This is a genomic window from Paenibacillus sp. FSL R5-192 (genome assembly GCF_000517845.1).
GTDB classification, from domain to species: Bacteria; Bacillota; Bacilli; order Paenibacillales; family Paenibacillaceae; genus Paenibacillus; species Paenibacillus amylolyticus.
Genome location: NZ_ASPR01000078.1, coordinates 24,978 through 51,303, shown reverse-complemented (window position 1 = coordinate 51,303; position 26,326 = coordinate 24,978). Strand labels below are relative to the sequence as shown.

Annotated in this window: 23 protein-coding genes and 1 riboswitch; of the genes, 15 read left to right on the top strand and 8 right to left on the bottom strand. The window is 47.6% G+C overall.

The features are described from left to right. Positions 1-8 precede the first annotated feature (8 nt). Positions 9-884, top strand: coding sequence for a sugar phosphate isomerase/epimerase family protein (locus C161_RS29075; RefSeq protein ID WP_036674684.1), 876 nt, complete (start codon positions 9-11; stop codon positions 882-884). Positions 885-896: 12 nt separating this feature from the next. After that, positions 897-1,769 (top strand): sugar phosphate isomerase/epimerase family protein, encoded by an 873-nt coding sequence (locus C161_RS29070; RefSeq protein WP_036674682.1) that lies wholly within the window; start codon positions 897-899, stop codon positions 1,767-1,769. A gap of 58 nt (positions 1,770-1,827) precedes the next feature. Here C161_RS29070 and C161_RS29065 read toward each other — a convergent pair whose 3' ends face one another. Both C161_RS29065 and C161_RS29060 read right to left on the bottom strand, forming a co-directional pair. Continuing rightward, positions 1,828-2,589: a MerR family transcriptional regulator gene (locus C161_RS29065; protein WP_036674680.1), complete on the bottom strand. Its 762-nt coding sequence runs from the start codon at positions 2,587-2,589 to the stop codon at positions 1,828-1,830. A gap of 15 nt (positions 2,590-2,604) precedes the next feature. After that, positions 2,605-3,480, bottom strand: a complete 876-nt coding sequence (locus tag C161_RS29060) for a CPBP family glutamic-type intramembrane protease (RefSeq protein WP_051450032.1) — start codon at positions 3,478-3,480, stop codon at positions 2,605-2,607. 177 nt (positions 3,481-3,657) lie between these two features. Here C161_RS29060 and C161_RS29055 point away from each other — a divergent pair, with 177 nt between their 5' ends. The 3 genes from C161_RS29055 to C161_RS29045 all read left to right on the top strand — a co-directional run bounded on the left by C161_RS29055 (position 3,658) and on the right by C161_RS29045 (position 5,120). Continuing rightward, complete coding sequence (locus C161_RS29055; protein ID WP_017691180.1) at positions 3,658-3,885, top strand: hypothetical protein; 228 nt, start codon at positions 3,658-3,660, stop codon at positions 3,883-3,885. Between the two features lie 79 nt (positions 3,886-3,964). After that, positions 3,965-4,525 carry a hypothetical protein gene (locus tag C161_RS31830; protein WP_051450031.1) on the top strand — a complete coding sequence of 187 codons (561 nt, stop codon included), beginning with the start codon at positions 3,965-3,967 and terminating at the stop codon, positions 4,523-4,525. Positions 4,526-4,691: 166 nt separating this feature from the next. Beyond that, on the top strand, positions 4,692-5,120 hold the full coding sequence (locus C161_RS29045; RefSeq protein WP_036674677.1) for a VOC family protein: 429 nt from the start codon (positions 4,692-4,694) through the stop codon (positions 5,118-5,120). A 115-nt stretch (positions 5,121-5,235) separates the two neighbouring features. On the opposite strand, the gene C161_RS29040 is transcribed toward C161_RS29045, so the two are convergent. Further along, positions 5,236-6,093: a hypothetical protein gene (locus C161_RS29040; RefSeq protein ID WP_036674791.1), complete on the bottom strand. Its 858-nt coding sequence runs from the start codon at positions 6,091-6,093 to the stop codon at positions 5,236-5,238. Between the two features lie 220 nt (positions 6,094-6,313). Between C161_RS29040 and ytxJ the strand changes: the two genes are divergently transcribed. The 9 genes from ytxJ (at position 6,314) to C161_RS29000 (ending at position 16,519) form a co-directional block, all read left to right on the top strand. Beyond that, positions 6,314-6,853, top strand: a complete 540-nt coding sequence (gene ytxJ, locus C161_RS29035) for a bacillithiol system redox-active protein YtxJ (protein ID WP_051450030.1) — start codon at positions 6,314-6,316, stop codon at positions 6,851-6,853. Between the two features lie 77 nt (positions 6,854-6,930). Further along, on the top strand, positions 6,931-7,113 hold the full coding sequence (locus tag C161_RS33245) for a hypothetical protein (RefSeq protein WP_036616354.1): 183 nt from the start codon (positions 6,931-6,933) through the stop codon (positions 7,111-7,113). A gap of 21 nt (positions 7,114-7,134) precedes the next feature. Continuing rightward, a complete protein-coding gene (locus tag C161_RS33535) occupies positions 7,135-7,212 on the top strand; it encodes a potassium-transporting ATPase subunit F (RefSeq protein WP_074096687.1) in 78 nt (25 codons plus the stop codon). Positions 7,213-7,271: 59 nt separating this feature from the next. Next, positions 7,272-8,951, top strand: a complete 1,680-nt coding sequence (gene kdpA / locus C161_RS29025) for a potassium-transporting ATPase subunit KdpA (RefSeq protein ID WP_370739118.1) — start codon at positions 7,272-7,274, stop codon at positions 8,949-8,951. Positions 8,952-9,159: 208 nt separating this feature from the next. Further along, complete coding sequence (gene kdpB / locus C161_RS29020) at positions 9,160-11,160, top strand: potassium-transporting ATPase subunit KdpB (RefSeq protein ID WP_051450033.1); 2,001 nt, start codon at positions 9,160-9,162, stop codon at positions 11,158-11,160. A gap of 61 nt (positions 11,161-11,221) precedes the next feature. Next, positions 11,222-11,782, top strand: coding sequence for a potassium-transporting ATPase subunit KdpC (gene kdpC / locus C161_RS29015; RefSeq protein ID WP_036674675.1), 561 nt, complete (start codon positions 11,222-11,224; stop codon positions 11,780-11,782). An 88-nt stretch (positions 11,783-11,870) separates the two neighbouring features. Then, the gene (locus C161_RS29010; RefSeq protein ID WP_036674673.1) at positions 11,871-14,210 is read left to right on the top strand and encodes a histidine kinase; all 2,340 of its coding nucleotides are present in this window, start codon (positions 11,871-11,873) and stop codon (positions 14,208-14,210) included. 7 nt (positions 14,211-14,217) lie between these two features. Further along, on the top strand, positions 14,218-15,816 hold the full coding sequence (locus C161_RS29005) for an ATP-binding protein (RefSeq protein WP_235193979.1): 1,599 nt from the start codon (positions 14,218-14,220) through the stop codon (positions 15,814-15,816). Between the two features lies 1 nt (position 15,817). Then, positions 15,818-16,519, top strand: a complete 702-nt coding sequence (locus C161_RS29000) for a response regulator (RefSeq protein ID WP_036674669.1) — start codon at positions 15,818-15,820, stop codon at positions 16,517-16,519. 117 nt (positions 16,520-16,636) lie between these two features. Here C161_RS29000 and C161_RS28995 read toward each other — a convergent pair whose 3' ends face one another. Then, positions 16,637-17,938, bottom strand: a complete 1,302-nt coding sequence (locus C161_RS28995; RefSeq protein WP_036674667.1) for an alpha-glucosidase/alpha-galactosidase — start codon at positions 17,936-17,938, stop codon at positions 16,637-16,639. A gap of 202 nt (positions 17,939-18,140) precedes the next feature. Here C161_RS28995 and C161_RS28990 point away from each other — a divergent pair, with 202 nt between their 5' ends. Then, positions 18,141-18,968, top strand: a complete 828-nt coding sequence (locus C161_RS28990; RefSeq protein ID WP_051447426.1) for an AraC family transcriptional regulator — start codon at positions 18,141-18,143, stop codon at positions 18,966-18,968. 77 nt (positions 18,969-19,045) lie between these two features. Then, positions 19,046-19,238: riboswitch (cobalamin riboswitch) on the top strand. 709 nt (positions 19,239-19,947) lie between these two features. Here the strand turns inward: C161_RS28990 and C161_RS28985 are convergent. The 4 genes from C161_RS28985 to udk all read right to left on the bottom strand — a co-directional run bounded on the left by C161_RS28985 (position 19,948) and on the right by udk (position 26,039). Then, on the bottom strand, positions 19,948-22,851 hold the full coding sequence (locus C161_RS28985) for a DUF5704 domain-containing protein (protein ID WP_235193978.1): 2,904 nt from the start codon (positions 22,849-22,851) through the stop codon (positions 19,948-19,950). 478 nt (positions 22,852-23,329) lie between these two features. Beyond that, positions 23,330-24,610, bottom strand: a complete 1,281-nt coding sequence (locus C161_RS28980) for an S-layer homology domain-containing protein (RefSeq protein WP_036674665.1) — start codon at positions 24,608-24,610, stop codon at positions 23,330-23,332. Positions 24,611-24,966: 356 nt separating this feature from the next. Continuing rightward, a complete protein-coding gene (gene csaA, locus C161_RS28975) occupies positions 24,967-25,296 on the bottom strand; it encodes a chaperone CsaA (RefSeq protein ID WP_036674663.1) in 330 nt (109 codons plus the stop codon). A gap of 110 nt (positions 25,297-25,406) precedes the next feature. Continuing rightward, positions 25,407-26,039: a uridine kinase gene (gene udk, locus C161_RS28970; RefSeq protein ID WP_017691162.1), complete on the bottom strand. Its 633-nt coding sequence runs from the start codon at positions 26,037-26,039 to the stop codon at positions 25,407-25,409. Between the last annotated feature and the right edge of the window lie 287 nt (positions 26,040-26,326).

The following is a 26,326-nucleotide window of genomic DNA, read 5'->3' as shown; positions in this document are numbered from 1 at the left end:
GGTATGACATGAAATTAACGAATAAGATCGGTGTCATCGTGGATAGCTTTGGCGTAGGTGTACGGGAAGGGTTAAACAAAGCCAAAGACGTAGGTGCAGAAGGTGTGCAGATCTACGCCGTCAAGGGAGAGATGGACCCTGAAAATTTGTCACCTGCGGCGCGTAAGGAGTTGAAGAGTTACATCGATTCGTTGGGTCTCGACATTTCAGCATTGGTCGGTGACCTGGGCGGACATGGGTTTCAGGTCAAGGAAGATAATCCGTGGAAAGTGGAGAAGTCAAAGCGGATCGTGGATCTGGCCCTCGATCTGGGCACCAACATCGTCACCACACATATTGGCATTGTTCCACATGACCCTTCATCGGAAGTCTACGCTACGCTGCATGCTGCTTGTGAGGAGTTGGGCCAATACGCCAAAAGTGTTGGCGCATACTTTGCCATTGAGACAGGACCGGAAACGGCTGCTGACTTGAAAGGATTCCTGGATACGCTGTCGACCAACGGAGTATCGGTGAATTTTGACCCGGCGAACATGGTGATGGTGACCGGAGATGATCCGGCGCGGGGCGTTCATCTGCTCAAGGATTACATCGTACATACTCATGTGAAGGATGGTGTGCGGCTGAAGGAAGTTGACCCACGAGACGTATACGGAGCGGTCGGTTATGCCCCTATGGATCACGATAAGATTGCCGAGATGGTCTCTTCCGGGACTTTCTTCCGTGAGGTGCCGCTGGGCGAGGGTGGCGTTGATTTTGATGGATACTTTGCAGCGCTTCAGGAGATTGGTTACACCGGTTATCTGACGATTGAACGTGAAGTAGGCCATCAACCGGAGCAGGACATTCGCAAAGCGGTTCAATTTATCCAACAATATCGATAGGGAGCTGAGCAGATGAAAGTGGGCCTGAGCACGTATAGTTTGTTGAACGATTTGAATTCGGGTGAGATGACGGTGCTGGATGTGATCGACTGGATTGCGGCGAACGGCGGCGAGCATATGGAGATGGTGCCTTACGGTTATACCGTGGAGGATAATCACGATCTGGCGGATGCGATTCGGGAGCGGGCGGCGTCTAAGGGTATTGCACTGTCCAACTACTCGCTACCAGCGAACTTCGTGCAGGAGACGGAAGAGGCGTTTGAAGAGGAGATGGCTCGGGTCAAAAGACATGTGGATGTCGTACACCGGATGGGTGTAAAACATCTGCGTCATGACGTCACGGCGTTTACCCTGCCAAAGGAAAAGATGACCATCGCCTGGTTCGAGCAAAATCTGCCGCTGATGGTGCGGGGAAGCCAGATCATTGCGGACTATGCCGCGCAGTTTGGCATCACGACAACCATTGAAAATCACGGGTTCAGCGTGCAGGCGAGTGATCGGGTGCAGCGTGTTCTGCATGCTGTAGATCGTCCGAACTTCAAAACAACACTCGATATTGGCAATTTCATGTGTGTGGATGAGAACCCGATCGTCGGTGTCATGAAAAATCTGCCGTACGCTTCTCTGGTCCACTTCAAAGATTTCTACTTCCGTCCTTATGATGAGCATCCGGGTGAGGGTGAATGGTTTACGACAGCCTACGGTAACTTCCTGCGAGGAGCGATCGTTGGACAAGGTGACATTCCAATTCGTAAAATTGTAAAGCTGATCAAAGACTCCGGCTATGATGGAAACATTACGGTGGAGTTCGAAGGCATGGAGGAATGCAAATCCGCATCCAAAATTGCCATGGACAACCTGCGTCGCTTCTGGGAAGAGGCGTAACGAAGCATGATGGAACATAATAAGGGAATGGATCAAGGGCCACTTTTCGAAGTGGCTCTTATTTTTGATCATTAGGATTCTGGACTGTCCATCGGTCCAGGATCATTTCGATGTAACGCATGGTTTCCGTTGTCATACCATATACACGAGCTGACCGATCATCCCCTGGGGTGATATAATCCCAATATTTTTCTGCCAATTCTGCATTCCCTTGAAAAGCCCTTTCAGCATAATCAGAGATTCGGATGGCCAGTAACCGTGAGGCTTCGGAATCCGGAGGTTCCATCTTGCATGTATGAACATCTTTAAGAATATCAGCCCATTCCATGGATATTGAATCGTTCTGATTATTCAGAGGTAACGATTCCATTTCTTCAGGTGTAAAAACATCTTGACGGAACTTGCCCGGAGGTTGATCCAGTTCACGGATGAAACCGAGCATCTCATCCAGACTGATTGTACCGGATGCTCTGATGGCATATATAGTTGAAAAAAGAAGATGCTCGACCTTGCTTAATCTCTCCTGCTGTTCCTTAACGACGGCCAGTTGTTGTTCCAACGTATTATTCCATAAAGTGAGATTACTTTCTGGTTCAGAGCGAGTAGCATCCTGATCGAGGAATTCTCCAATCTCATTCAATTTAAAATGCATTTTCTTCAGAATGGTAATCTGCTGAAGCCGTAAAATATCCTTTTCACCATATAAGCGATACTGATTGTTCTCATTACGGGCCGGTCGCAGTAAACCCAGCTTTTCATAATAATGAAGTGTTCGGATGGATACTCCGGTATGTTTGGATAGTTGTCCAACGGTATACAACAGCAGATCCCTCCCTCATGATTTATGTATTCTCCACCAGCGCCATGCATTGAGCACCGCCAGAATGATCCCACCGACGAAGATTATCATCATATACAAAATAAATATTTCGGCCAACCCATTATCTTGCGCGGTATAGCTTAACAATGCCGGTCTATCACCTGGCATAACAACGAATCGGGCTACTTCCAGGTAAGCGACATGAAATCCGATGGAGGCCCATAGAGAACCGGTCAAACTGCGCAGAAGCTGTAACGTAATTCCATAGGTCAAGAGTAGGATCATATAATCCAAGGTTATCCGGTTTCCGGCATCCATACCGACGAGCTCTTGCAATAGGCTGACACTCATCGGAACCAGCAGAAAGAGTATGATTTGAGTTACATAAGCGAAAAACACAGGAAGTCGCAGTCTGAAGCGTAATCCATCATAGACCATGCCTCGCATGGATAGTTCCTCTGGCAAAGCTTCGTACAAGAAAGCAATACAACTATTAAGTGCAACAGTAAGCAAAAACTCGGCTGAGAAGTGCCACTCCGTAATCGTAATCCAGTTGTTCATACTAGCTATCGCTAACCCGATGAAGGCCAGAGAAGTGGCAAATAATGCGCCAAAGAGCAAGTGAATTATGCTTTTTCCTGTCAGAGGAAGAAGAACGGACTTCATATGGAAGTGCCTTCGAATGACGAGTAGTACGGGCAATACGATACTAATAATGACAACAGCTTGGATGAGATGAACCATCCATTCACCAGCAACAATAGTGCTGACAAACTCCCCTGCGAGTGTAGCAAAAAACAGACCCAATGTCATCGTCAACCAACTCATTCCAATAATGGCTATTCCACTGCTGCGTCGTTTCTTGGTTACATGTTCAGGTGACATACTCATGCTAATCCCCTCCTGAAGCCAGTATAAACCCTCGAGTTAACGTCAGGGTCAAGCAGGAAATATGCCTATCAGAATATGGTTCTGCGCAAGGATTAAGTTACGAGCAGCACAAGTGTGGTATACTGGATATATTCAGCCTGATAATAACTGGCTATGGATAGGAGATGTCACTGATCTATGCAGGTATTCGAGGACTGGAATCAGAAAGTAAAGAGGACGTTTAATGCTACGAACCCCGAGGTAGTATTGACGGTATCGGAAGCTGGAAGTTTGCTTGGTTTGACCAAAGACCAGATGAAACTGTACGTGGACAAGAACAAACTAACGAAGGTCCCGATCATGAGAAGTGTTCACCGATACCTCTTATTGAAAAGTGAAATAGATAACATCGTTCAAGCTCGATAACTTCATAGGATTGAACACAACCATTTTACCGATAGGATTCGGGAGAGTGGTCTTTTTTTTATCGGAAAGGGGACGGAACGTGCTGAATAAAGTGTCAGGTTGGTTCTATCAGCGGGTGAATTGGAAATGGGTTGCAGCTGCGGTTGTTGTTTTTGCCTGTTTTATTGCATTCATTCTGCCCTGGCAGGCGGCAAAGTCGGAGGAGGCCACCGGTGGAGGGCAGTCCCCGGATTCGTCTTTTCTGTACACGGCGGATGATCTTTATCAGATGGCTGAGCAGTATGGTGAAGCAGGGCGGAGCGCCTATATTCAAGCACGATTCACATTTGACCTCATATGGCCCTTGGCCTATCTGTCCCTCTTAGTTGTTCTGTTATCGATACTCTATCGTGTGCTTCCGGTAAAGAGTCGCTGGCGTTGGGTGAATCTGATTCCGATCTTAGGTTGGGTTATGGACATGCTTGAAAATATAGGTGCATCCCTGATCATGTATCGTTATCCTGAACGTACGTCTGTGCTTGCTGAACTCACTCCGCTATTTACCCTGTTGAAATGGTGTCTGATCTATGCCAGTTTTGCAGCACTGGTTCCGGGTGTTCTGATCACGGTTCTCTACTACATACGCAGGCGCAAGAAGTAGTGGGAGAGGGATGGATTAAGAATATGTTGGTAACCCTAATCGTGTAAAGGTCCGCAGTGATGAGTGCAGAAATATACGTTTGTCAAAGGACAACCTGTTCATATATACTCATGTCGCAAGTGGCGTGAATCGTATAATTACAAGAGCCCAAGGAGATGAAGAACGCATGTCGATCAGCTTGAATGTGTATCTGGTTACAAACGGTAATGGACGTGAAGCGGTAGATTTTTATCAAAAGGCATTTGGAGCCGAAGTGCTCGCGCTTCAAACATTTGGCGACGGTCCATCTGACCCGAATCACCCCATCCCGCCAGAAGCGAAAGACCGTATTATGCATGCTTCTTTGCAGATTGGCAGCTCGGTATTAATGTTGTCTGATACGTTTCCAGGTATGCCGTACACTGTAGGTAATCATGTTACGGTTACTGTGAACACGGATACGGCGGATGAAGCCAAAGCGATTTTCAACCAGTTGCAAGACGGTGGCGAAGTGAAAATGCCGATACAAGAAACGTTCTGGAGTCCAGCCTACGGTTCGGTTGTCGATAAGTTTGGCGTACAGTTTCAGATCAGTGCTACGCCGGGACAAGCTTAAGAGTGTACTCTTCACTAATATAAACTTCAAATGGCCAAAACCTCCGCGATCTGCTTCAGGCAGTCTTGGAGGTTTTTTGTTTTTTTTGTAATGACTCGTGATTAATCTTCCTTGATTAGTCTTCCTTCTGAATCTTGGAAGGATTGTTGATTTTATAGGGAACCGGGTTACGTGTCAGCTTCTTCTTGATAATTTTCGCTTCAAACGTGATAACGTCGCCCACTTCCAGTTCCTGTTTCTTAACGGTGGCACTGTGGCTTGACCAGGCTTCCCCAACATCAATGACGTCTGGCTCCGTAATGGTAACTGCTTCATAGATGATGACTTCGTCGTCATTGTCAGAGAAGTGATTCGGTACGGTGGTGAACTCTTTGACAACGGCACTCATCTTCACTTTGCCTTCGGGCAGATCAATCTTGACGCTCTTAGCTTTGCTCGCTGTTTTGGCTTTAGGTTTGGCTTCACTGGCTGCCCCAGACTGAGGTCCAACATACTCTTCTACTAGCCCATCTGGATCACCCTTCATCCCCGAGGAGAATTCATCTGTGTCCGTGTCGTCCGAATCATCCAGATCCGACGGAATTTCATCCGGATTAACCAAGGCATCTGGAGTTTGCGTAAGTTCAACAGGGGTAACTGGTACGACTGTATCCGAAGTTGAGGGTTCTGTGCTGCGATCTGACCCGACATTACTTATGCTTCTGGCGCTGTAACTGGACGCTTGCATTTCCTTCAGATACGACGGGTGAATACAATGCTTTTGTCCATTATCCAGTTGAATAACGGCTGCCATGTGATCCACATATCCAATGATGGTACACGGCATGTTTAATCCGTTTCCTTTATAATAGAACGTTTTGAGTTTGGTCGCTTTACCAGAAAGCAGGCCCCACTCCTGACATTTCTCAATCAGTTCATCTTCGTTATCCAGCGCAATAAAATCCTGCGGTTCAATCATAAATGCGTATGTCATATGGAATTTCCGCCCTTCCAATCCATTCTTCATGTTCATCGTTTCCAAATTACAACCAGTGTATCACAAATGAGCATTTTGCATAAATCCAATCACTGAAACCTGTACCCGGAGATGAAGATTATCAACGCCTGCTCACAGAGGCCTATGCTATAATTTGATTAGAATATACGGTGGGAAGGTTGCCTTGATATACATATCTCAGGAAGGGAAGATCTGCATGAAGAAAAAAGTAAATCATCAAGCTGTATGGCTTTCTATAGGTGTTGCCATGGGAGTTAGCATTGGTACGGCTACACAGCAGCTTGGACTCGGGATTGCTTTTGGCGTGGCGCTTGGCATTGTGATTGGTTCGGTGGTTAGCAAACGTGCAGGGTCAGACTCGGAACATATGCTCAGCGAACATGTCCGTGAATTGCATAAACCTGATGACTGGGAAGACGCGCTTCATCGCTCGCAGGATCATCCGGTGCTTATTCTGAAACACAGCACGACTTGTCCGACGAGTGCGAGAGCGTACAGAGAGTTTATGGCGTTTGTAGGCACCCATGCATCAGATCCCAAACAACCTATGGACTACCGCATCGTCAAAGTGATTGAAAATCGTTCGTTGTCCCGCCATATTGCAGAGGAAACAGAGGTTCACCATGAGTCACCCCAGGTACTTCTGCTCGATCAGGGGCAAGTCATCCATCATACCTCTCATGGCAAAATCACAAAAAAGAGATTATTGCAGTGGGCACAGAATCCATTTGGATAAATAGTAAATCTTATAGACCCGTTCTTTTCAGCCCATTGCTGAGGAGAGCGGGTCTTTTTTACGTTTTTTTTACACCCATGGAGGCATTTCTTTACCCCTTTTTTACAGCGTTTCATATTACGATTTTACATGTAGCAGGTGCAGAGAACGGTAGCGAGAGGGAGGAAGGGCACATGGTGAATGATGCCACGATGATTGGATTGGTTGTGCTGCTGTTTGCGGTGTTTTGGGGATTCGTGAAATTCTGCGAGAAGGCTTGAGGGTAGAGAGGGGGATGCCAAATGATTGTCATCGGCATGATTGTACTCGCACTGGTGATATATCTCGGTTATGTGCTGGTGAAGCCGGAGAAATTCTGATGCTGACAATGTGCGTAATGCACGAACAAGTGAACGTCGAATAGGGAGGAAATGCGGATATGGGTATCGGTGTAGTGCAAGTAGCGGTGACGCTACTTATCATCCTACTGCTGGTGAAACCGGTGGGAAAATATATAGTGAACGTGTTTGATGGACAGCGAACGGGGTTGGATCGGATTTTTGGCGGACCGGAGCGACTGCTCTATCGAGTAATGGGAGTACGCGAGAACGAATCGATGGGGTGGAAAAAGTACCTCACGGCTGTTCTCCTCTCCAACTTTGTAATGTTGGTGTTGATGTTTCTGGTGCTACGGCTGCAAAAGTATTTACCGCTCAATCCGGATGGCATCGGCAATATGCCAGCGGCGCAGGCATTTAATACGGCCGTATCCTTCATGACCAACACGAACTGGCAGTCGTATACGGGCGAGAACGCCTTGTCGTATCTGTCACAGATGCTGGCCGTGACGTTTCCGATGTTTACGTCGGCAGCAACGGGATTTGCAGTGGCTATTGTGTTCATTCGCGGGCTGATAGGCCGCCGGGATGAACTGGGGAACTTTTACGTCGACCTTGTACGGTCGATTACGAGAATTTTTTTACCGCTGAGCTTCATCGTGGCCTTGTTCCTCGTGTTCCAGGGGGTGCCTCAGACACTCGCGGGAGCGGTGAACGCAACCACGCTGGAAGGCGCGCAGCAGACGATCTCACGTGGACTGGTCGCCTCACTGGAGTCGATCAAACACATCGGAACGAATGGTGGCGGCTGGTTTGGAACCAATGCTGCACATCCATTCGAGAATCCGACGGCCCTGAGCAATCTGGTGCATATCGTCTGTATGATGCTGTTACCCACTGCACTGGTATACGCCTTCGGCTTGATGGTCAATAACCGGAAGCAGGGTTGGGCATTGTTCGCAGCGATGAGTTTTCTTTTCCTAGTGATGTTGACCACCGTATTTGTCTCCGAATATCGCGGTGTACCCGCGCTGGATGCAGTAGGTCTTCAAGGCAATATGGAGGGGAAAGAGGTTAGGTTCGGCATACCGGAGTCGGCCTTATTCACAGCGGTCACGACGGCGGCTACAACAGGTTCAGTCAACAATATGCACGAGTCGCTCACTCCGCTTGGAGGTCTTGTGTCACTGGCTCAGATGATGCTCAATAACGTGTTTGGGGGCAAAGGGGTAGGACTGATCAACGGACTGCTGTATGTGATTCTGGCTGTGTTTATCTGTGGATTAATGGTGGGACGGACACCTGAGTTTCTGGGCAAAAAAATCGAGGGCAAAGAAATGAAGCTCGCATCCATCGCCTTGCTCATTCATCCTTTGATTATTCTGGGGCCAACGGCAATCGCGCTTATGCGGCCCGAAACCGTTGCGTCCATCTCGAACGGGGGGATGCATGGCCTGACCGAAGTTCTCTATGCTTTTGCCTCGGGTGCAGCCAATAATGGATCGGCCTTTGCAGGACTAAATGCCAATACAGACTTTTACAACATCGCGATTGGTATCGTTATGCTGCTGGGAAGGTACGTTTCGATGATCGCCATGCTGGCTATTGCGGGTTCACTCGCCACCAAACGGGTTGTGCCTGTAACTACGGGCACGTTGCGGACACACACACCTCTATTTGCTGGCATTTTGGTCATGATGATCATTGTAGTTGGTGCGCTTACGTTCTTCCCGTCGCTTGCCCTTGGACCGATCGCAGAGCATCTGGCAATGATTCAATGAGAAATATGACAGGGGAGCAACAGAGGAATTGGTATAAGGACGTAACGTACGGAGGTGGCAGTGCACGATGAATGCAGTCGAACGAAAGAAGGAGCAGACGATGCAACACATGGATACAGAAATGTTTAGAACGAAGGGCAATGAGCCGGATAACAACCGAGGTAATATTCAACGTGATCCCGGATCGAAACGGTCGTTAAGCAAGGATATGATACTTCAGGCTTCACTCGATGCGTTCAAGAAACTAAATCCGATGTTCATGATCAAAAATCCGGTCATGTTTATTGTCGAGGTTGGTACATTCATTACGCTCTTACTCTGCATCAATCCAGATCTATTCACCGCATCCGAGGCTGGGTGCGGGTACAACATTGCCGTGTTTTTCATTTTGCTGTTCACGCTGCTGTTCGCCAACTTCGCGGAGGCACTTGCAGAAGGCAGAGGTAAGGCTCAGGCGGATACGTTACGCAAGACGAAGTCGGACACCCTGGCCAATCTGGTGCAGAAGGATGGAACAATCCGGCAAGTGTCTTCGACCCAGTTGAAAAAAGGCGATATGGTCCGTGTGGAAGTTGGTGAACTGATCCCGACGGACGGTGAGATTATGGAAGGCTTGGCCTCCATTGATGAATCGGCCATTACGGGAGAATCCGCCCCGGTCATCAAGGAAGCAGGGGGAGATTTCTCCTCCGTTACCGGGGGGACACGTGTCGTGTCCGACTACATCGTCATGCGTGTTCAGACCGATCCGGGGGAGTCATTTCTTGACCGAATGATCTCTCTGGTTGAGGGGGCACAGCGCCAGAAAACACCAAACGAAATCGCGCTGACAACCCTGCTCGCCGTATTAACTCTGATTTTTCTGATTGTCATACTCACGATGGTTCCAATGGCGAATTACCTGGGTATTCGACTGGATCTGGCGACATTGATCGCACTGCTCGTCTGCCTGATCCCAACCACAATTGGTGGATTGTTATCGGCCATTGGTATTGCCGGGATGGACCGTGTTACGCAGTTTAATGTGCTCGCCATGTCGGGTAAAGCGGTGGAAGCAGCCGGGGATATCGATACGTTGATTCTGGACAAAACGGGGACGATCACATACGGAAACCGTATGGCATCTGAATTCATTCCAGTTCAGGGCATTACTTCATCAGAGATGACGCGGGCTGCTTTACAGGCTTCTGTGCGAGATGAGACCCCGGAAGGGCGTTCTGTTGTGGAATTGGGAGGCAAACAAGGCCAAAGTTGGTCTGAGACGGAGTATGCCAATGCGGAAAATGTGGAATTCACGGCAGAGACCCGGATGTCCGGTCTGAATCTGAGTAGCGGAATGAAGATCCGCAAAGGTGCGGTGGATGCGATCAAAAGATATATTACTTCCTCAGGAGGTAGCATACCTGGTGATCTGGATGAGATTGCAAATCGTATTGCAAAGGCTGGAGGTACGCCACTTGCTGTGGCCATCGATGAACGAATCTACGGTGTGATCTATCTGAAAGACACTGTGAAGCCAGGGCTGAAGGAGAAGTTCGCTGAGATGCGCGCCATGGGCATCAAGACCATTATGTGTACAGGCGACAATCCGCTGACCGCAGCAACCATAGCGCTGGAAGCGGGCGTGGATGATTTTATTGCCGAAGCGAAGCCCGAGGACAAGATTGCGGCGATCAAAAAAGAGCAGCAGGAGGGCAAACTTGTCGCCATGACGGGCGACGGTACCAATGATGCTCCTGCTCTGGCGCAGGCCGATGTGGGCCTGGCGATGAATTCGGGCACCATGGCGGCCAAAGAAGCGGCCAACATGATTGACTTGGATTCCGACCCGACCAAGCTATTGTCGGTCGTCTCCATTGGCAAACAGTTGCTGATTACACGCGGCGCACTCACAACCTTTTCGATATCCAATGATATCGCGAAGTATTTTGCCATCATTCCAGCTATGTTCATTCTCGCCATGCCGCAGCTTCAGGCGCTTAATATTATGAATCTGGCTTCACCACAGTCTGCGATCCTGTCGGCGCTGATCTTCAACGCCATTATTATTCCGCTGCTTATTCCCATCGCGATGAAAGGGGTTAAGTATCGGGCGATGTCAGCCGAAAGGTTGCTTGGCCGCAATGTGTTCATCTATGGCGTAGGTGGCGTGATTGTACCTTTTATCGGCATTAAGATGATTGATATGGTTCTGTCGGGGATTCTTTAACGAGATAACAACACTTATCAAAATTGTTCTTTTATTCTAATGAAATCAGGAAGTGATCTGTATGAACATGTTCTTGCCCGTCGTACGGTTATCCGTTGTGCTTATGCTGATATGCGGCCTAATCTACCCGCTTGTAACGACTGGTGTAGCCCAGCTTCTCTTTCCTGCGCAGGCGAATGGCAGTCTGATTACGCAAAATGAGAAAATCATCGGCTCGTCCCTGCTGGCGCAGGATTTCCAATCGCCGGGGCTGTTCCAGCCCCGGGCATCAAATGCTAGTTATGATCCAACGGCTTCGGCCGGTTCCAATCGCGCTGTAGCCTCAGAGGAGTATATCGGCGAGATGAAAGAAAAGATTGCTCAGCTTAGGCAGGAAAATCCGGGATTGAAGCAGATCCCTGCTGATCTCGTGACGGGTTCAGGCTCTGGACTTGACCCGGATCTCTCTCCCGAAGCCGCTGAGGCACAGATCCCGCGCATTAGTGAAGCTACAGGGCTTAGTGAACAGCAGCTTGTACAACTTGTAAATGAGCATATGCAAGGCAGGCAAATGGGTATATTCGGGGAACCGCGTGTGAATGTAACGGCTCTGAATCTGGCGCTGACAGCAGAACTGAACTAACGAACGAACATATTAGCCTGCTCTCGATATATCGGGAGGGGCTTTCTCCATTTTTATCTTCACATTAACAAGAAAGGGGAGAGGACGGATGGAAGACAGCTTCAAGCGCAAGTCACCGGAAGAGATGTTGAAGATGATTACGAAGCTGCAACAGGGTACGCTCAAAATCTACATCGGCCCAGTCAGCGGATCGGGCAAAACGTATCACATGTTACGAGAAGGGAATACGTTGCGTGAGCAGGGCATTGATGTGGTCATCTGCGCCGTCTCCACAATGCGCAGACCGGAAACGGTGGAACAGCTTGGCGCACTCGAACGGATTCCAAGCATTCACTGGTTACGCGAGAGTGATGATGTAGAGATGAAGGATCTGAACTTGGATGCACTATTGGCACGTAATCCGGAGGTTGTGCTGGTGGATGGTTTGGCACATCGCAACAGAGAAGGTGCTCGGTATGCTACCCGGCTGGAGGATATTCAGTTTTTGCTCCGAAACAACATCAGTGTCATGACAACGGTGAATGTGTATGAGCTGGAAGGCTATACAGAGCTGGCACGACAACTTACGGGCATCGCAGCAGAATATACGGTGCCTGCCGATACATTGGAGCTTGCGGATGAAGTGAAGCTGATAGACGTCACACCAGAAACCATACTGAGCCGTCTGGCAGAAGGTCATCTGAAGGGGCATGAGGGAGAAGCAGTTTTTCGTCAAGGCAATCTGGGTATTCTGCGCGAACTGGCCCTGAGATTGGTTGCAGAAGGGGTGAATGAATCCCTGCGTGAGCATCGGGAGGAGATGGGAATTACCGTCACAACAGGCATCATGGAACGGATTCTGGTGTCCACGCAATATCATTGGAATGGCTCCATCTATATCCGGCGTGGACAACAGATTGCCAAACGGCTGAATGGTGATCTGTGCGCCGTGGTTTTTCGGAATATGAAGCAGCCATTAACCAAGGAGGCAACCGTATTTCGGCGCAATATGATCAAGTTGGTGGAGAAGTTTGGCGGCCATATGGAGGAACTGTCCGTATTACACCGTCGCAACATCCCGTCTACGCTGGCGCGTTACGCCATGGAGCACCAGATTACCCGGATTGTGATGGGACACTCCCGGCGTACACGCTGGCAGGAACTGTGGCAAGGGTCCGTTGTTAACTCGCTGCTGCGCAGATTACGTGGTGTCGATCTGTTTCTGGTTGCTGATCGAGCGGCCCGGGAGGGTGAACGTGTGGTTCCGGCTAAAGTTAACGATGTGGAGTCGCTGACATACCGCAGACTAAGCGAGCAGGAAATGAAGGAACAGATTGGCCAGATTCAGCGCGGTACATTCAAAATATATATCGGAGCCGCACCAGGTGTAGGCAAAACCTACATGATGCTTCGGGAAGGCAATGATTTGCTCCGTAAGGGCATCGATGTGCAAATCGGTTTGCTGGAGACACATGGGCGGGCGGAAACCGTGGAGCAGATGGGTCACCTGTCTGTGATCCCTCGCGCGAAGCGCGTTTATCAGGAGACTCGTCTGGAAGAGATGGACACGGAGGGTATTCTGCAACTTTGTCCGGAAGTGGTGCTTGTGGATGAACTGGCGCATACGAATGTGCCCGGAAGTGTCCGGCAAAAGCGTTATGAAGATGTCCTGCTCCTGCTGAATGCAGGCATCTCGGTGATTACCACAATGAACGTACAGCATCTCGAAAGTCTGAATGATGCCGTTGAACATATTACCGGTGTTCGTGTCCGCGAGACCGTACCCGATCGGATCATTCAGATGGCGGATGAGGTGCAGTTGATTGATGTCGCGCCCCAGGCCTTGCGGCAGCGCATGAGGGAGGGTAAAATCTATGCAACTGACAAGGTCGAGCAAGCCCTTGCGAATTTCTTCAAAATCGGTAATCTGATTGCCTTGCGAGAACTTGCCCTGCGCGAACTGGCGGACGATGTCGATGAACGGCTTGAAACACAGCAGGCCAAAATTGCACTTCGAGGACCTTGGCGCAGACAGGAAGCGGTCTTTGTATGTGTAAGCAGTGATCGTCATGCCGAGCGGCTGATCCGGCGCGGATTCCGCATGGCTTATCGTCTAAAAGCCATCTGGCATGTACATCATATCCACATCGGTGAGTCCATGAGTGACGAAGTGAAGTGCCATCTGGAAGCGTTGGAACAGCTGACGATTCGGCTTGGTGGTCAATTTCATATTCATCATAGTCCAAGGCTGCGCGATGCACCTGAGATTTTGGCAAGAAAGGCATCGGAGGCGAGAGCAACCCAGTTGGTGGTCGGGCAGGCAAGACGGGTGTGGTGGCTGAATGGCTACCGTGGCTCAGGTTCGGTGGTCAACCGACTTGTACGCTTGTCGCGACATCTGGATGTATTGATCGTTGCAGATTATGATTATGAACTGAGCGGGATGTGAATGGATTTTGTCTGAACGAATAAAAAAAGAAACGCGGGCAGCCCATGGGAAAAGGGTTCCGGCATATGCATATGTATGGGTGACCCTCGGGGTGACGCTGCTAACTTTACTGCTTCATGCCATCGGCATGAGTGGTGATTTGGTTAATGTAGCGCTTATATATCTGTTTCCCGTCCTGGTGAGTGCCGTGTATTGGGGAATGGGGCCAGCTGTATATGCCGCGAGTTTTAGTGTCACTATGTTTGACTTCTTTTTTGTCCCGCCATATCTGAGCTTCACGGTTGAGGATTTGAGATATCTCATCTCCTTTGTTGTGTATCTTGCGGTGGCGATCCTGACAGCCAGTCTTGCAGGTCGATTGCGACAACAGCTGGAGATGGTAAAAGCACGTGAGGCCACGACTAACTCTCTGTACGCATTGAGTCGTCAGATGACAGCTATTACGGATCTGAATACATTACTGGTTAACATTGCAACCCAAGTATCGCTTACCATGGGTAAGCCAGTAGCTGTGTATCTTCCGAATGGGCAGGGTGATCTGCTGGTTACAAGCTCTTCTGCACCCGCATCAGAAGGGGAAAAGGATGGCTGGGGAGATGGAGAGTCGGAGATTGCCATTGCCAAATGGGTGTATAATCACGGACAGATCGCTGGTAAAGGATCATCCACATTGCGGGAATCTCTCGGGCTATATGTGCCGCTACGCACAGAGGAGCAGATTCATGGCGTGCTCGCCGTAAGCATGGACGCTGGCGAGATTCATGAGCAGCAAGAAGAGCTTCGTCTGTTGGAGGCATGCGGAGGACTGGCCGCAGGTGCTATTGCCCGAGTGAAGCTGGCGGAAGAGGCCAGATTGGCGCAGATTACTGCTGAATCAGAGCGCATACGCACAGCGCTGCTGGATTCTGTCTCTCATGAATTGCGTACACCCCTAACCGCCATTATCGGCTCGGCTACAGGATTGTTGGAGAATGATACGCTTTTTACACCCGAGGATCGGAGAGAATTAACAGGCAACATTCGGGATGGAGCCTTGCGTATGAATCGTCTCGTCACAAATCTGTTAGGTATGGTTCGGCTGGAGAGCGGCATGTTGCAACTGAACCGGAAATGGTGTGACTTGGAAGATATAATCAGCGTTGTACTGACACAAGTTCGGGAATTCAGTCCGCATCGTAACATTCAAGTTGAACTTCCTGATGATCCGGTGTTCATTTATGGAGATGAAGTATTGCTGGAGCAGGTGCTGGTCAATATCGTCAGCAACGCCATCAAATATTCGCCCGACGAGACCCAGATTGTCATCATTGTGGCGAGTGATAGAAGTCCGAATCAATTGACGATTATGGTTGCTGATCAAGGCATCGGTATACCGGAAGCAGAAAGAATACGTATATTTGATAAGTTCTATCGCTCAGAGTCGACTCAGCATGTCACAGGAACGGGGCTTGGTCTGGCGATCTGCAAAGGCATTGTGGAAGTCCACGGAGGTACCATTGTGGCAGAGCCGAATTCGGGCGGGGGAACGAGAATGCGCATAGACATCCCCATGGAGGCTCACGGATCACGGTTTCCCTATTCAGAACAAGGAGAGGTTGAAGAATAACATGAACGTACCACTAGGGGCTCGCATACTGGTGATCGATGATGAGCCGCAGATTCGCAAATTGCTCAAGGTCACCCTTCAGGCACACCAATTCGAACTCCACGAGTGTGGGGATGGTGAAGAGGGTGTTATTCAGGCCAGTATCATACATCCGGATCTGATTATCCTTGATCTTGGTTTGCCGGGCATGTCTGGTATGGAGGTACTTCGCCGGATTCGCGAATGGTCACAGGTACCGATTATTGTGCTGACAGCGAAGGATCAGGAGGGAGACAAAATTGCCGCGTTGGATGGTGGTGCAGATGATTATGTGACCAAACCATTCGGAATGGGTGAATTGGTCGCACGTATTCGGGTGGCGCTGCGTCATGTAGCCAAAACGACGGATGAGCCGATACTACGCTTCGGATTACTCACGATTGATCTGGCCCAAAGGCAGGTCGAACTGGAGGGGACTTTGGTCAAATTAACTCCAACGGAATATGAGATGCTGAAGGTGCTTGCCTCCAATGCAGGGAAAATCATCACTCAGCGTCAGCTTTTGCAGCAAGTATGGGGAGGGCATCATCATGAGTCTGACAGTCATTACCTCCGGGTATATGTGGGACATCTGCGTAAAAAATTAAAGGAAGATCCGACGAATCCCCGATATATTCAAACGGAGCCTGGCATTGGTTATCGCTTTTTGCTTCCTGCAGAATAAGGTTTAATGGAGCGGGGCGTTTCTTATAAATGATGTGATGTACGCTTCAGCGGGTGAGCGCTATAGAACGAACAATACACCGTCCCCTTTAGCTGCAAAGGAAACGGTGCTTTTGTATTATGACGTGTATTTTGGCAACCAGTCGCCGTGAGCCTCAATCAACTCATCACACATCGCTACGATGTCATCGATAGACAGCTCCGCAGCTGTATGTGGATCAAGCATGGCGGCGTGATAGATATGTTCTTTTTTTTCAGTGATTGCCGCTTCAATTGTTAGCAGTTGCGTGTTGATGTTTGTCCGGTTCAATGCCGCGAGTTGTGGAGGTAGATCCCCAATGTACGTAGGGCTGATTCCTGATCCATCCACCAAACAAGGTACCTCAACACAAGCCTCGCGAGGCAGGTTGGTGATCAGTCCGTTGTTCATAACGTTTCCGCCAATCTTGTACGGGTTATTCGTCTCCATCGCTTCGATAATATGCGATGCGTATTCACGGCTGCGGGTATGTTCAATATTTTCGCTGGCAAACAGCTTGGTACGCATTTCTTTCCAGCCTTCAATCTGGTTCACACAGCGGCGTGGATACTCATCCAGTGGAATGTTGAAGCGTTCAATCAGCTCCGGGTAATTCCGTTTGATGAAGTAAGGGTGGTACTCGGCATTGTGTTCGGAGGATTCCGTTACATAATAGCCAAAACGCTGCATCAACTCAAAACGAACCATGTCGTCATGCTGTTCTTTCTGTTTTTCCTTCGCCAAACGTTTAATCTCGGGGTACAGATCCTGCCCGTCTTTGGTAACTTCGAGCAGCCACGCCATGTGGTTGATCCCTGCAATCTTCGCCACAACACCTGTCTGGTCGATCCCCAGTGCATCAAACAGATGCGGTACACATACCTGTACACTATGACACAATCCTACGGTTTTGATCCCACCATGTACGTTCATGACGTTGGTAAGCACAGCCATCGGGTTGGTGTAGTTCAGGAACCACGCATCCGGACATACTTCCTGCATATCTCGGGCAAAATCCAGCATGACTGGAATCGTACGCAGATTACGGAAAATTCCGCCGATACCGAGTGTATCTGCAATTGTTTGACGCAATCCGTATTTCTTCGGAATCTCGAAGTCCGTAATGGTACATGGATCATATCCACCGACCTGGATGGCGTTGATGACATACTTGGCCCCGCGTAGCGCTTCTTTGCGGTCATGATATACGTTCACAACGCAACGACTTCCGAGTGAACGGGCCAGACTGGTCAGCAAACGCTCTGAATCGCTCAAACGTTCAGCATCGATATCGAACAATGCCAATTCAAAATCTTGCAGTGCTTCGGTCATCATGACATCACCCAATACATTTTTGACAAAGACGGTGCTTCCCGCACCGAGAAATGTAATTTTATTCATTTAAATTCAGCCTCCCTGAAAAATGTTGTACCCCAACTATAGGCCGATTCGGCACATATAACTATGGCTCAACCCCTTTCAAACATGTCATAATCCCATTTTTGTTCCCGCTTTCAACTAATATGGAAGCACTTTAGCTGTTATAATATAAATAGACGAAATGAAGAGGTAAGCGGAACGAAGTCAGGATGGAGGGCGAAAAATGAGTCGCATTGAGATGAATGTGGTTCCCGCAGGCTGGACACAGATGGAGCTGATGTTGTTGTTTTTCGGGTGGGAGGCATGTGATCCTGCGCATTATTGGGGACCCGGTGTACGTGATTCTTACATTGTTCATTACATCCATGAAGGACGGGGCACCGTGTACATGGGAGATCAGGAATACAAGCTTAGCGAGGGACAGGGTTTTGTCATTCTCCCGGACACACTTATTCATTATGAGGCGGATCCGAAGGAGCCCTGGACGTATTCGTGGTTTGGTTTTAAAGGCATACAAGCCAAAGCATTCATGCAACGTGCCCAATTGAGCCCGGAGCACCCGATATATAATGCCCATGATACAAATACGATGGAAAAGTTGTATACGGAGATGGTCCAGGCTTCTACGCGTCCGGGAGGCGATGTGATGAATCAGAGTCTCTTGTACCGCTTGATGGCAGAATTAATCTCTTCTTCTCCTTTAGAGGAAGAAATAGGGCAGCTCCTTTCGAACAAAGAGACGTATATCCGGCAGGCGGTGCAGTTTATGGAGAACAGGTACAGCCAGCGAACCTCCATTCTGGATATTGCCCAAGCTGTAGGACTGGATCGCACGTATCTGTCGGGATTGTTCAAAGAGCGATATGGCATGTCGCTACAGTCCTTTTTTCTGGAGTACCGTATGAATCGGGCAGCCGGACTTCTTCAGAATCCAGGGCTGTCGGTCAGTGAAGTGGCCCATTCTGTCGGCTATACAGACCCATTACTGTTTTCCAAGATGTTTAAGCGAGTGAAGGGTGTGTCTCCAAAGGGTTCGAGAAATCGAGATTAGACGCACCTAGTGCTTCAAATTTAAAAGAAAAGTTTTGATCATTAAATGTTGTCCCGCGTTACTGATACAGAAGTGTAATTGAATATGTGGAAGTTGGTGCTTTGCCCGTCAGGGTGGAAGCTTAATAGGGAAGTCCGGTGTTATACCGGCGCGGTCCCGCCACTGTAACAGAGGAGTCAAGTAGCGATAATCCACTGGTTTAAGCCGGGAAGGAGCTGCAAGTGACGATGATTCTGGAGCCAGGAGACCTGCCAGGTTTAGGAAACACAGTAGTACCCTACGGGAGATAGGAAGGTGTTTAGAAAGCATGATTTTTTCTGAAAATCTGTTTGTTTAAGGCGTCCTCATCCAGTAACACGGAGATGGACGCTTTTTTAGATAGAATTTATAAGTTTTCAGCGGAGCTGTGGATGAAGAACATCATGGCACATAAATAAAGTTTTGGGGAAGGACGTTAGAGCACTTGAGCAGATATATCGTTAAACGATTATTACAACTCGTAGTCGTATTGTTCGGCATCACGTTCCTGCTAACCTACCTGTCTCCTGGAGAAAGTCTGTCAGGATAATACTAATGTGCGGGTTTTCTTTATAGTCTAAGTAAGGTTATAAAAAGAGAATGATGCAAGAAGGGTTACCCCAGAAGTCCATAGATGACTTTCAGGATAACCCTTTTGTTGTATAACAGGCATGTTGTGTGTAGTTGGGATGTGACACCGGAATCACTTGTGAATGCTTTATCGTATGTGGTTCGGTGCACCTATGTCATTCAGTACACCATAGTTTTGCGCAGGCTGTATAGTACTCAGTCTGGCACTTCATGGCTATTTCATCATATATTTATTGATTGCTTCATTGGGTGATTATCGCTATAAAGACAGTCAGTCTATTTTGGAGAGGTACTCCGCATATAGACTCTTCTGTCCACATGTAGTTGGCTACATCTGCTTAGCCAGTCGTACTGACATGAGAGATTCAAACTAGTGTGGTACTTGGGATTGGAAGTCATTCCGGCTGGACTGATCAGCATGGTAAAAGACAATGTCGCCATCCTTCAGCGGCCAGTTTCTACCTTGACTGTCTGTTGGCGTTTTGTTGAAACCTTCCATCTGCCATTGATTCATCAGTGGTGCATGAATGTATTGCAGATGGGGCGCCTCTGTATTTCCATTCCGCAGGCTCTCCATGTTGAAGTTGACTACGATATAACCATTCTTTAGAAAAACATTCGATTTCTCATCCAGTTGATTTTGTTGGGCAAGGGGTTCGAGATCTGTACCTTTTGGTACGGCATATACATCGGCCGGCAAGCTGTACTCCCCGTACCAGCGCTGGATTGATGCATTGGCCCGGTCCACGTTGACCCCGGAAGGAATGTCCGTTTTAGGTCCAATGAGTGTCCTAATCGGAGCGGAAAGGATCATCCAATCATAACGACCTACCCATGTTTTTTGATGAGAAGTCTGATCGACCAGGCGAACCATATGTTCTGCCAACGTACGCTGGCTGCGTTCTTCCGCTGTCAGTTCATAAGTATACTGATAACGTGCTGTATCACCTAACTCTGTGCCGGGTACATTTCGAAGACGTGAGTTCAGGACAACAAAGCGTTTCTCCAGATCCTGCACCGATCCGATACGGATCAGGCGTTCCTGACCGCGATGGTAGTACAGATCCACTTCTTGATGGGAGGACCCGTCTTTACTCACAAAAGCAAAAGTGGGTGTAATTCGAATACCATCCTGTTTGCCAAACATATTGCCCTTGGTCTTCAGATCAAACTTGAAATGGTACCCTGTCTTCACAGTTGCGTTAGCAAATCCCTGTACCGGGTGGCTTCCCGGTCGAATGGGCAATACAAATGGAGCCAGGTTACCTCGCGGATCACCATCAATGCTATTTATCCCGGTCCAGTAGCTATAGCCCGTTGGTTCGGGACTACCCAACCGCTTGCGAAATACACTTTCCCAGTTGTAATCAGAGATATCAGTGACGTGAAAATCATATAACCTTCCGATAACATCTACTGGTACGGTGTCTGCTGCAACATGATGTGCCAGATTGGTATTGGAATCCTGTTGCTCGGTAAAGTTTGCAGGTGCATTCTCTGCAATATTGCGGAATGCAATGTGGTACTTGCCTTCGTTTACCCATACAGGGAGGTAGAATGTGGTATCCAGTTGATTAACCGGAATATCCACCCATGTCATGGCAGGGATAAACTGACTCCGGTCAGCGTTATAGACATCAAACGGGAATTGCACCTGTTTGATTCGAAAATATTTGGCATAGTCCCGATTTCCATAACCGGGATAACTCGCTGCTTCCAAGTGCTGTCCCGATGTGGGAATTCGCACAATGAACGGACGTTCCAGAATGAGTGCAGCACTGGTTGGGTCTGGTACGGTTTTCTGATTATGCGGCTGATCATCCGATACCCAGGCGTAGTTGACGACAGGGGTGTGTACCGTGACCGTGTTGATGCCGTTAATCGGTAATATTTTATTGGAACCGCCATTCACGTTATCTGGTAGCAAATCATAATAGATTTCACCAGAGCTTGTGGTATTTGCTTTATTCAGCAGGGAATTGCTGATCATATTACCCGGTTTGTACAGCACATCCCGCCCAATCGTCGTTGGATTAGGAATATTGGATGGCGCTGGGCCATCTTTGGTTGCTTCCACATCATTCATAATGGTTGTGTTGTTGAATTTCACTAAATCATTATTCACTTTACTTTGAGGTGTGTTGGATTCAGCTATCCCTTTTAACCGTGATGTATCATCAGGCACACTGGGAGGTTGGTCCAAACCACCTGTTAATTTGGGTGGAGTATATGAGATTGAAGTGGTTTGTCCTGGTCGTACATGGCTTTCTACGGCTTCATCATTTTTAGACTCTAGTGTTGGTGGTGTGTATCCTGTTGGATTCATCGTAACGGTCTCACCGGGCAAAGCGTAATTATTCATGGTTGCTTTAGCGATCTTGTATACTTCCAGATTGTTAATTTTCCAGTAGGAGTAGTCTCTTGTGATCTGGAAGTTGTATGGCTTGGGTACCGTGTCGTTCGCGGGTACAGGTGGCCCTGGTGTACAACCATCATCATCACATTCCTCTGGTCCAGGTACTGTCCACTCTCTGTCGTACGAGATTGTGACATTACAGTTGTATGTAACTTTACCGCTCATTTTCGCCCAGGCTTGTTTAAACAGATAATTGTCAGCAAAGGCATTTGTGTAGAGTGACTCGGAAGTAGGGATTCCTTTTAACACATTGAATGTTTCATTATCTCTGTTATCTGACTTGATAACACCGTTGGCATTTGGATCAAGATCATTCATGCTCATGATGGTTCCAGCAGAAGGTGGTCCAATCGTTGGCGTGCAACCTCCACCACCGCCCCCGTTACCGTCGCCCTCGCCAGTACCTGGATTCTCTTCAACACCAATGTTTGTAGTGGTAGTTAACTGAAATTCATCTTTCTTCCACAGTACGGTGATGGTTGTGGTGCCCCTACTGACAGGTTGGACTAATCCGGAATTACTAACGGTAGCGACAACAGGATTGGAGGATTCCCATGTAGTTGTACCACCGCTACCGTTGTTTACATTGGTTTCTGCACCAAAGTTTCCATCTCCATTTTTGGTTTTGACCGTTGCATTCAATTGTTTGGACTGGTTCAAGCTAAGCTGCCCGCCAGCGGTAAGATTGATCTCTTTGGTTATTTCAGCCAATGCCTTCCAATAAAGATCAGTTCTGAAAATATAGTCCGCTGACCATTTCGGAGGATTATACTCTCTTGATGCAGTAGGGGCGATTGCGCCCCCAACTTGCATTTGGAATTTGGTGCTCAATCCATCGAATTCATCTACAGAAATCAAAATTGGATCACCAATTCTATAATAGCTAGTGTTGTCCATGTAGTGCGGTTTCTTTGATCTTTCAGTTATTGTAGATGAAGGGGGCTGCTCATTGTTTTTATCTTTGTACTCTGTTGGTTTGTATACATCTTTATCGAGATCTAATTTTACACATACTCTGGATGATCTAGGTAGGTTAGTTGAACTATCATTAAGTAAATCAATGCCGTTACACTGACCTTCTACCCTCCAATCCAAATTATCGAGTTGAAAGATATAGATACCAAGATTTGTTTTTGCTTCTCCTTCAAGAGGAATAACTTTCTTCTGGGACTTTGCTGGTCCTGAGGGTTCCATGTGAAATGGTTTAACTTCTTCTTTAGTGCCTGGCCCTCCGCCAGCTTCAATCGTTGAAAAGGGGGCTAATAATGCACTTATTGTAAAGGCTGCTAAAAGAAAGCGACTTAAATTACTTTTTAATGCCAAAATAATCCCATCCTTATTTATCATCGATTACACTAAATGTAACTCCCTCTTTAGTTGTGAGGGTAATTGCAGAAATCAGAGCTTTATCGAAATGTAGTAGTCCATCTCCCCAGAATACAGGATCTTTGACAGTGAAAAATCCTTTATTCCTTAGATATTCAATATTAGTCGGTATTCCGAATGAAGCACTAGTTTTTGTTTTTGGGGAAAGAAGAGGATCAACAGCACTTGAGTTTAATAGACTTCCAGCTTGTAACTGATTCATAGATGAACTTTTAATATTTAATTCAAATTCGACAAATGAGTGATAGGCACCTCGTAAAGTTGTAATAACTCCTTCATCAACAAATACGGGATAATAAATGCTCCGTTTTGCTCCTACTGCATAAGGACTAACAACAATCCAATTGTGGATTTTGAGATCGGAATAATTTGTTAGTGTTACGAGATTTTTATTTCTTATTTTTGAAAAATCCTCTGTTACAGAATCATATTCAATGTTAGGATTAACCTTTTTCTCAGGTGTTTTTTTGTACGATGGCGCAATAATATTCAAATTCGTCCCCGTCAAACCCACTGCCCGCAGCTCATTCAGACCCTGAAAATCGGCAGGTTTTGTCTTGGCAACTGCCGCATAACGGGCGATCAATACGGCTACTTCCGCGCGAGTGGTGGTACGATCAACGCCAAATGTTTTATCGTTTGCCACACTCATAAGTCCTGTTCCCAGGGCAACGGCTACTGCATTTTTTTGAGCGCTTGCGAGTTTACCTGTGAAATATTCCTTTGCGGGCACAACGGTGTTCGTCACATCAGAGAGTGCTTGTTTGTACTCAGGATCAACCACGGTTAGTCCTTGCGTCAGCCAAGTAGCCATTTCGCCTCGTTGAAGAGCGCCTTGTGCGTCCAATTTGCCCTTGTAATTAGAAGGGTTGATAAAACCTTTTGCTATAGCAGTAGAGACACCACTTTTTGCCCACTCGGGGATGTCCGTGAAATTGTTTTGTTCTTGTGTCGTTGCATTCGGCTGGTCGGATAGACGCCCCAGGATACTTGCCATTTCAGCTTTGGTGACCGGTGAGCTTGGTTTAAATGTCCCGTCGGCATACCCCTTGAAATAACCTTGTTCCACGGCTGAATTAATCGCTGCGGATGCCCAGTGTGTAGCTGGAACGTCCTTGAATTTAGTTGTAGCTTGTGCGGCTTCTACAGAACTCCCAACACCTCCAAAACCTGCGATACCCCCTGTTAATAAAGCTAATGCCGTTACGCCGGAAATCATCATTTTTTTCATGAATCTTACTCCTCTCAATTGTGAATTTCTCTCCTTGATATGTACTTTTCAGGCTACTAGATACTAAATTTGTAATAATAATCAATATTCTACCATGTATAACTAGGCTGTTGGTATGATTTATCAACAAAACTCCTCCTCTCCGCTCAACCCTTACTACTTCTCCAGACCTATATTTCCTCAAAAAACACAAAAAAAGGCCACGAACCCGCAGATTCATAGCCTTATGCTTTAAGGTCTCCAACATATGTAATTCCATCAATAGTCAATTCAATAATCAATTCAATAATCAATAAATCAAGAATACTCGATTTCCAAACATTTGAAAAGCCCTATTCTTCTTACTCAAAATAAAGTCAGGCTATCGGTGTTCCATTAGGTAATGGACTATCCGGTGTGAGCAAGGCAACATCGCCTTCACCAGGCACGCCGCCCAGCACAAGTACTTCAGAGACAAAACCGGCAATCCGGCGAGGTGGAAAATTAACTACAGCAACGACCTGTTTGCCAATGATCATGTCAGGCGTGTATCGCTGGGTAATCTGAGCACTGGAACGTTTCAGGCCAAGTGGTCCGAAGTCGATCGTCATTTTGATAGCGGGAATGCGAGCTTTTGGAAATGGTTCGGCTTCCACCACGGTACCAACCCGGATGTCATGCTGCATGAACTCTTCAAAAGTAGCCATAGGGGGAGATCTCCTTTCAATTATGGGGATTATTATAAATGAAAAATCAACAAAAAATCCAGATTACGCTGTATCGTAATCTGGATTTCAGTTGTGTTGCTTGCAGTAAATTAAGCGCCGTTCCAATTTTCCCCGGTGAGGTATTTCTCGGTGAGGATGGATAACATCTGAATACCTACTTCATTATGTCCGCCTTCTGGAATAATGATATCGGCATACTTTTTGGATGGCTCGATAAAAGCATCATGCATTGGTTTTACCGTTTCGAGATATTGTTTGTACACGGATTGGATCGTGCGTCCGCGTTCTTCAATGTCTCGTAGTACTCTACGTAGAATCCGCACATCGGAATCAGTATCAACGAATACTTTGATGTCCATCAGACTGCGAAGATGTTCGTCAATCAGCACATGTAACCCTTCTACAATGACAATATGGTTCGGTGCCAGTTCAACCGTCTCATTGGCAGCACGGTTATCTATGGTGAAGTCATATACGGGAGCATATGCCGCTTGGCCTTTTTTCAACAAGGTGAGATGCTCAATCAACAGATCATTATCGAATGCAAACGGGTGATCGTAATTGGTGAGTCGGCGTTGCTCAGGTGTGAGCTGCGACTGGTCTTTGTAATAATTGTCTTGGGATATAAACGTAACCTTACCTGATCCCAGACGGTCTATGACGGAGCGAGCTACCGTCGTTTTACCGGAGCCGGTTCCTCCGGCGATACCAATAATGAGCATGGTTGTTCCATAAGCCTCCCTAGAATGGCAGCATAATCATGAATAAAGGGCACTGATCCACAATCGATTCAGCACCTTTACCCACATGTCTGTCTGTGAATACACAATTCCTTCATTGTACCACAGCGCTTTGTTTTTTTCATCTGCTTTGCAGAGGCATGTTTCCCTAAGATTGGATGATTGACTTTTTCGAAAACAGCACTATAATAAACTTATATTCATAACACGGACTGTTACTGGGGAAACCAGGCATGACCGAATTCGATTGCTTTACTGTAATCGCTTTC

Bases quoted from the DNA above. Each gene is read 5' to 3' on its own strand.
- kdpB (WP_051450033.1), top strand. From the start codon at position 9,160: ATGATACTTCAGGCTTCACTCGATGCGTTCAAGAAACTAAATCCGATG.
- C161_RS29010 (WP_036674673.1), top strand. From the start codon at position 11,871: ATGGAAGACAGCTTCAAGCGCAAGTCACCGGAAGAGATGTTGAAGATG.
- C161_RS28990 (WP_051447426.1), top strand. From the start codon at position 18,141: ATGAGTCGCATTGAGATGAATGTGGTTCCCGCAGGCTGGACACAGATG.
- udk (WP_017691162.1), bottom strand. From the start codon at position 26,039: ATGCTCATTATTGGTATCGCCGGAGGAACCGGCTCCGGTAAAACGACG.
- kdpC (WP_036674675.1), top strand. From the start codon at position 11,222: ATGAACATGTTCTTGCCCGTCGTACGGTTATCCGTTGTGCTTATGCTG.
- C161_RS33245 (WP_036616354.1), top strand. From the start codon at position 6,931: ATGGAGGCATTTCTTTACCCCTTTTTTACAGCGTTTCATATTACGATT.
- C161_RS29045 (WP_036674677.1), top strand. From the start codon at position 4,692: ATGTCGATCAGCTTGAATGTGTATCTGGTTACAAACGGTAATGGACGT.
- C161_RS28980 (WP_036674665.1), bottom strand. From the start codon at position 24,610: ATGAAAAAAATGATGATTTCCGGCGTAACGGCATTAGCTTTATTAACA.
- C161_RS29070 (WP_036674682.1), top strand. From the start codon at position 897: ATGAAAGTGGGCCTGAGCACGTATAGTTTGTTGAACGATTTGAATTCG.
- kdpA (WP_370739118.1), top strand. From the start codon at position 7,272: ATGGGTATCGGTGTAGTGCAAGTAGCGGTGACGCTACTTATCATCCTA.
- C161_RS29060 (WP_051450032.1), bottom strand. From the start codon at position 3,480: ATGAGTATGTCACCTGAACATGTAACCAAGAAACGACGCAGCAGTGGA.
- C161_RS29000 (WP_036674669.1), top strand. From the start codon at position 15,818: ATGAACGTACCACTAGGGGCTCGCATACTGGTGATCGATGATGAGCCG.
- ytxJ (WP_051450030.1), top strand. From the start codon at position 6,314: ATGAAGAAAAAAGTAAATCATCAAGCTGTATGGCTTTCTATAGGTGTT.
- csaA (WP_036674663.1), bottom strand. From the start codon at position 25,296: ATGGCTACTTTTGAAGAGTTCATGCAGCATGACATCCGGGTTGGTACC.
- C161_RS33535 (WP_074096687.1), top strand. From the start codon at position 7,135: ATGATTGTCATCGGCATGATTGTACTCGCACTGGTGATATATCTCGGT.
- C161_RS29055 (WP_017691180.1), top strand. From the start codon at position 3,658: ATGCAGGTATTCGAGGACTGGAATCAGAAAGTAAAGAGGACGTTTAAT.
- C161_RS29075 (WP_036674684.1), top strand. From the start codon at position 9: ATGAAATTAACGAATAAGATCGGTGTCATCGTGGATAGCTTTGGCGTA.
- C161_RS29040 (WP_036674791.1), bottom strand. From the start codon at position 6,093: ATGACATACGCATTTATGATTGAACCGCAGGATTTTATTGCGCTGGAT.
- C161_RS28995 (WP_036674667.1), bottom strand. From the start codon at position 17,938: ATGAATAAAATTACATTTCTCGGTGCGGGAAGCACCGTCTTTGTCAAA.